We start from the raw sequence: 5,116 nt of genomic DNA, 5'->3' as shown, positions 1-5,116 counted from the left end.
CGCATTTGAAAGTCTCAACTATTTTTCTCACTTAAGCCATATAAACCGATATTTCCCATTTGCCCCCTTTTTAATTGGAAGCATTCTAGCAAGTCCGGTAAAAATCAGCAATCAACTCAAAGTATTTATTCCGGTTCGCACCCGGTCCACCAGCAAGGGTTGTTGTTTATGAAATCCATTACTGCATCCCACTTGGCAGTGGATGTTTGCGCCGGGTATTCCTTCAGTCCCCAACTTCCATATAAACTCAAAGCAGTGGCATTTGACAATTCGGTTCATTTTGAAATAGTTTCAAAGGTATGAAAAGGTTTCATTTTATAAGTATCATCCTTGTTGCGGTCGTTTTTTCTCCGTCACCGGCCCAAGCCTATCTTGATCCCGGAACGGGCGGCATGCTGTTGCAGGGCCTCCTTGCCGCGCTTGCTGCGGTGATAGTGGCCGTAAAAACGTACTGGGGTCGGATCAAGGGATTTTTCAAGAAACAAGACGGAGATGGCTGAACGGGAACCGGCTTCATACAGAGACCCGTTAGGCCACATAATCTACTCTGAAGGCAGGGTAATAAGGAGGCTCTCGCTAAAAGGAGCCGAACTGTGGAAGGGTTTTTCCAAAAGCGCCCTATTTGAATCACTTCGCGTTAAAAAAATGGTCGTAGGCACAAAAGAGTTAATCAACCATGCCTTCTCCGATTCCGAATACCCGATGGCTCTGGAGCATGAAAAGGTTCCGTTCATCTCATATGCATATGAATGGTCCTTTGAAATGCTGAAAGACTCTGCACTCCTTACGCTTGACATAATGCTGGAATCGTTGAAACACGGCTTTATTTTGCGCGACGGCACTCCCTTTAACATCCAGTTTATCCGGGGACGGCCGGTGTTCATAGACATTCTTTCGTTTGAACCCTACGAGAATGGAATGATATGGATTGGGTACGCCCAGTTTTGCAGGATGTTTTTATTTCCGCTTATGCTCGCCTCGCACAAAAAAGTCAATTTCCACCCTTGGATAAGAGGGAGCCTGGAAGGAATTTCACTTGAAGACATGGCGGGCATTTTCGGGTGGAGCGACATTTTAAAAAAAGGCGTCCTGTTCCAGATTTTTTTGCAGAACCGGCTAAACAAGAGCAAGGTTGAAAAAAAAGGGCAAAGCAAGCCATCTACATCCGGCATGACGGCCGAAAAACTAGACCTTATTATTCACCAATTGCGCGGAACGGTATCTTCACTTCAAAGTCCCTTTAAAAATACAACGTGGTCTGAATACGCCAACTCCCACAGCTATGACGAAAAAGAACAATCCACAAAAGTTGAGTTTGTCGAAAAAGTGTGCGGACAAAAGAAAAGAAACCTCGTTTGGGACATCGGGGCAAACATCGGCAAATATAGCCTGATTGCGGCAAAGCATGCCGAACTGGTTATCGCAATGGATTCCGATCACGGCGCGCTGGACACGCTATCAAGTAATGTAAGGGAGAGAAAAGAGGAAAAGATTCTACCGCTCCTTATCGATATTGCGGACCCCTCGCCCTCCTCCGGGTGGTTGAACAAGGAAACAAAAACCGTTTCCGAAAGGGGTAGGCCAGACCTTGTCCTCGCGCTGGCGCTCATTCATCACCTTTGCATTTCACGAAACATAGAGATGGCCTCATTCGTGGAGTGGATTACAGGCATTGCGGACGAAGGGGTTGTAGAATTCGTAAGCAAAGAAGACCCAATGGTTCAGCAACTGCTGGCAACCCGCGAAGATATATTCGGCGGATATACAAAATCCAGGTTTGAATCGATGCTTTCTGAAAAAGCGGAGATAATTGATTCATGCGAGATCAGCCAATCCAAGAGGCACATTTATCACTTCAGGTCCAAATAGCAGTTGGCGGAACGCCCCTTCGGGCTGTCCGGTTTTTTGAACCAAGGAACCGAATCGAGGTACTCACTAGGGAAATACAAGTGTCGGCCGAACTTCCCGGACTGGACGAAAAGAAACTAGAGAAGAAGGAGAAGGGTAATGATTACTACCACATCGAAAGATCCTACGGTTCGTTCTGCAGGACCGTTCCCCTTAATGCGGAGATCGACACGAACGGCATAAAGGCCGCCGTCAAAAACGGGGTACTTACGTTGACGTTGCCGAAGATTGAGCCGGAAAAGAAAAAGATAGACGTAATGGCAGGCTGATAGGCGTGGACTTGGGTCAGGATAAAGTTCTCTTGTAATCCCCTTTTAGGGTGTCCTATATGGAGAAATCGATTTTTGCTCCCTGGCCCTTTTCTGAAACGAACTTCTGGAGCATGGCTGAATGCCGCCGAATCGATTTTTCGACGAACTTTTGATGCGTGGCCCTGATAATTTCCTTGCCCGATTTTATTTTGCCCTTGGAAAGATTGGCCATGCCTTCCTTCGCGCTTGAACGCACACTTTTCATAAGACCCTGGTTTAGTACTTTCATTATTTACCCTTAATTAACTTTACCAGTTTTCAATGGGTAAGTCAAACTAGGCTTTAAAAATTCAGGTTATTAGCCGGCGTTTACGCCAGCCATATGTGCGTAGAAGAAGTCGTTTTTCAGATATTTCTTATCGAGTTTTCCATTTGCAAATGGCAACTTTATATCCGAATTGAAAATGGCCACCAGCGTATCTATTTTCAGCCAGTACTCAAGGGCCAGAATGTTGTCGTCGTCCAGTTCCACGCATCCTCGCGTATCGGGCGTTTTTTCTCCCTGGCCGGAGCCATGCAGCCATATGCCACCACCAGTTCGACCCATGGCGACGTCATACTCGTTGGGGTAATTGAGGACGAACGCCCTCGGACCGTAAATCTCCGGCAGTTCTTCATCCATTTTTATTTCTACCACCTTATAAAAACCTTCCGGTGTCCTAAGGTCCCCTTCAATTTCCTTTACGCCCAGGATTTTGCCTAGTGAAACATCGAACTTTTCGACTACCTCGTAGGTTTCTCCGTTGTCTTTAAGGATGAAAAGGGTTTGGGTCGATTTTTCGACTGCTATTGCGAAGCGCGGTTCGATGTCGGGTGCGGGCGGTGCGGTTTCTTCAGGAACGATGTCTTCGGGCGCCGGTATTTCAGGTATTGAAGTAATTTGCGGCGGCGTGACAACGCTTTCGACTGAAAGCGCCTTTTCCGCCGTTATCGCCGGTGGAATATTTGCGGAAGACTTTCCTATGAAAACCGACGAGCCAAAAAGGGTTCCGGCAAGGACAAGGACGGCCATCGCAATGCCAATGCGCACGGAATTGGAATGCAGGCCCAAACCGTCGCGGGTTGAGGCAAAAGTCCTATTTACAACGTAGTTGGAGTAGGCGACGCTTAACTGCGTCCGCATTATAAACAGTTTACGTTTAACCATATTGCCCATAATCATGATCCCTTGAGTGGCATCCAATTTTCGTATATTATTCTCCAACTATTTTGCTCTTTTGTCAAAACAAGCGTCTTTATTCCGAAGTCGCGGTGCAAATCGGATTTGTAAGCCTGTTTAAAGACGACTTTTGCGTTGTTGCGGTTAAGGGATATCCGCATATTTTCGGCCTTTACTTCTATGGCAGCCGCCTTTTTAAAAAGGGCCTTTTTGTAAGCCATCCACCCCTTGTAACCCGTTTTTTCGGTCGTGAAGTCCTCGGAATAATAAGAGGTATACTTATCGTAATCTTTCTCATTCCAGACGTCTAACCAGGCTTCCACCGTCTGCTTTACCTGGGTTTCCTGTTCAATCATTCCCATAAGATTGCTTGACGGCGGCATCGAAAGGCTTGGTGGCGGAAGCCCCTGATCGTTTGAGCCGTCAGATTCATCTAAGTTGGGTCCGGATAGCAGGTTACGCGAAGGGGAGTTTTTTTCAAGTTTTTGTTGCAACTCTGCAATTTTATTCTCCATGAACTCGATGCGCGCACTCAGCGTTTTGCTGAGGCTTTCCGTCTGGTCACGCGTTTTTTCGGTTTCTTGCCGGTATAAATTAAGCTCGGTATTTTCCTCTTCAAGTTTCTTTATTGCTTCCCGGTCCAGGAAAAGTTCCTGTGCCAGTCTTTCGTTTTCCTTTTCAAGCTCGGTGTTTTTTGTTCGGACGGACCGGATTTCGTCGCTGATATCGCTCGCCGCTTTTTGCCCCATTATTTCTGCCGGTGTCTCCGCCGGCCCGTGCAGCGCTATTTCAAGGTATTCGGGTTTTTGCGACACCTTGTATTTAAGGTCCATGACAAGTTCCACTTCAATGCGCACGGAATTGATTTTGGGAAACCTGACGACGCTTATGTAGGTCACATATGGATCGTCAACCTTAATCCGTTTTGGTTCGAAATCCAGCATGACGTCCGGCAGTTCAACGGCCAGCCGCATAGGGTTGGCAAGCTTATAGGAGGTGTGCCTGAAAGCGTTGTCGCCGTACAGTTTTATTACCGTGCCTCCCTTTTTCGGGGCGTACGTAATGCGCGTTAAGTGGATAAGGGCTTTTTTTTCTTCAAGTTGCTCTTCAGATTGTTGTGAAGGCTCGCTTTGTGGCCGCTCTTCTTTGGCGGCTGGTTTATCGGAGGGCTTGAATAAGGCGTCCGATTCACACGATGTCAGCGCAAGAATGGCAACTGCAAAGCCCAGTACGGTAAATAACGGCCTTTTGCGCATAAGGAACCCGATCTTCCCCCTTTCCTCCATCCTTAAAAAAGGCTTGTCCGTGCCTAGTTAAGGCCGCACATGCCGGACGAGCATCCGGGCATCGGCGACGGCGCGGGGCAGGAGCCCGTTTCGCACGCTGGCGAAGGGGACGACCCGGAAACAGATGCGGCGAAAGTGGACATTGCCTTAGCCACCTTCTTACTTTCGCATTTCGGGCACTCGATATTATTAAAGTCCTTGCTGGATAGGCGAAGGACTTCAAACCCGTGGCCGCATTTCTTGCAAGCATATTCATAAATCGGCATTGTGAACCTCCACATCAGATGTCAAAAGCAAATCAATCAGTTTTTTGTACATCTTTATATAGTACCTAAAAATAGCGCCCTAATAAAGATAATGGCAATTTAAAAGATTTGGTTTCAATCCGGTAAAATCCAAAAAGCTGTTTTTTCGGTAGCCTGTTAAGCAATCGATGGATGGACTTTTTCAGC

At 47.1% G+C, this 5,116-nt stretch carries 7 protein-coding genes; 3 read left to right on the top strand and 4 right to left on the bottom strand.

The window, feature by feature from the left end; genetic code table 11:
- The first annotated feature begins 299 nt into the window (after positions 1–299).
- The 3 genes from V3S16_RS08125 to V3S16_RS08115 all read left to right on the top strand — a co-directional run bounded on the left by V3S16_RS08125 (position 300) and on the right by V3S16_RS08115 (position 2,177).
- Entirely contained in the window at positions 300–500 is a 201-nt protein-coding gene (locus tag V3S16_RS08125; protein ID WP_413884176.1) for a hypothetical protein, read from the top strand.
- On the top strand, positions 493–1,869 hold the full coding sequence (locus V3S16_RS08120) for a class I SAM-dependent methyltransferase (protein ID WP_413884175.1): 1,377 nt from the start codon (positions 493–495) through the stop codon (positions 1,867–1,869). Before V3S16_RS08125 ends, V3S16_RS08120 begins: the two co-directional genes overlap by 8 nt.
- Before the next feature lie 80 nt (positions 1,870–1,949).
- Positions 1,950–2,177, top strand: a complete 228-nt coding sequence (locus V3S16_RS08115) for an Hsp20/alpha crystallin family protein (protein WP_413884174.1) — start codon at positions 1,950–1,952, stop codon at positions 2,175–2,177.
- Positions 2,178–2,232: 55 nt separating this feature from the next.
- Here the strand turns inward: V3S16_RS08115 and V3S16_RS08110 are convergent, their stop codons facing one another.
- From V3S16_RS08110 to V3S16_RS08095, 4 genes are all read right to left on the bottom strand, one after another.
- Positions 2,233–2,448, bottom strand: a complete 216-nt coding sequence (locus tag V3S16_RS08110; RefSeq protein WP_413884173.1) for a hypothetical protein — start codon at positions 2,446–2,448, stop codon at positions 2,233–2,235.
- A gap of 69 nt (positions 2,449–2,517) precedes the next feature.
- Positions 2,518–3,423 (bottom strand): L,D-transpeptidase family protein, encoded by a 906-nt coding sequence (locus V3S16_RS08105; protein WP_413884172.1) that lies wholly within the window; start codon positions 3,421–3,423, stop codon positions 2,518–2,520.
- Positions 3,378–4,634: an AMIN domain-containing protein gene (locus tag V3S16_RS08100; RefSeq protein ID WP_413884171.1), complete on the bottom strand. Its 1,257-nt coding sequence runs from the start codon at positions 4,632–4,634 to the stop codon at positions 3,378–3,380. Before V3S16_RS08100 ends, V3S16_RS08105 begins: the two co-directional genes overlap by 46 nt.
- 53 nt (positions 4,635–4,687) lie before the next feature.
- Complete coding sequence (locus V3S16_RS08095) at positions 4,688–4,930, bottom strand: FmdB family zinc ribbon protein (protein WP_413884170.1); 243 nt, start codon at positions 4,928–4,930, stop codon at positions 4,688–4,690.
- Positions 4,931–5,116 lie beyond the last annotated feature (186 nt).

The organism is Candidatus Desulfatibia sp., assembly GCF_036446775.1.
Classification (GTDB): Bacteria; Desulfobacterota; Desulfobacteria; order Desulfobacterales; family UBA11574; genus Desulfatibia_A.
Note: the sequence above shows the minus strand (reverse complement) of the source record. Positions and strands in the feature narration are given on the sequence as shown.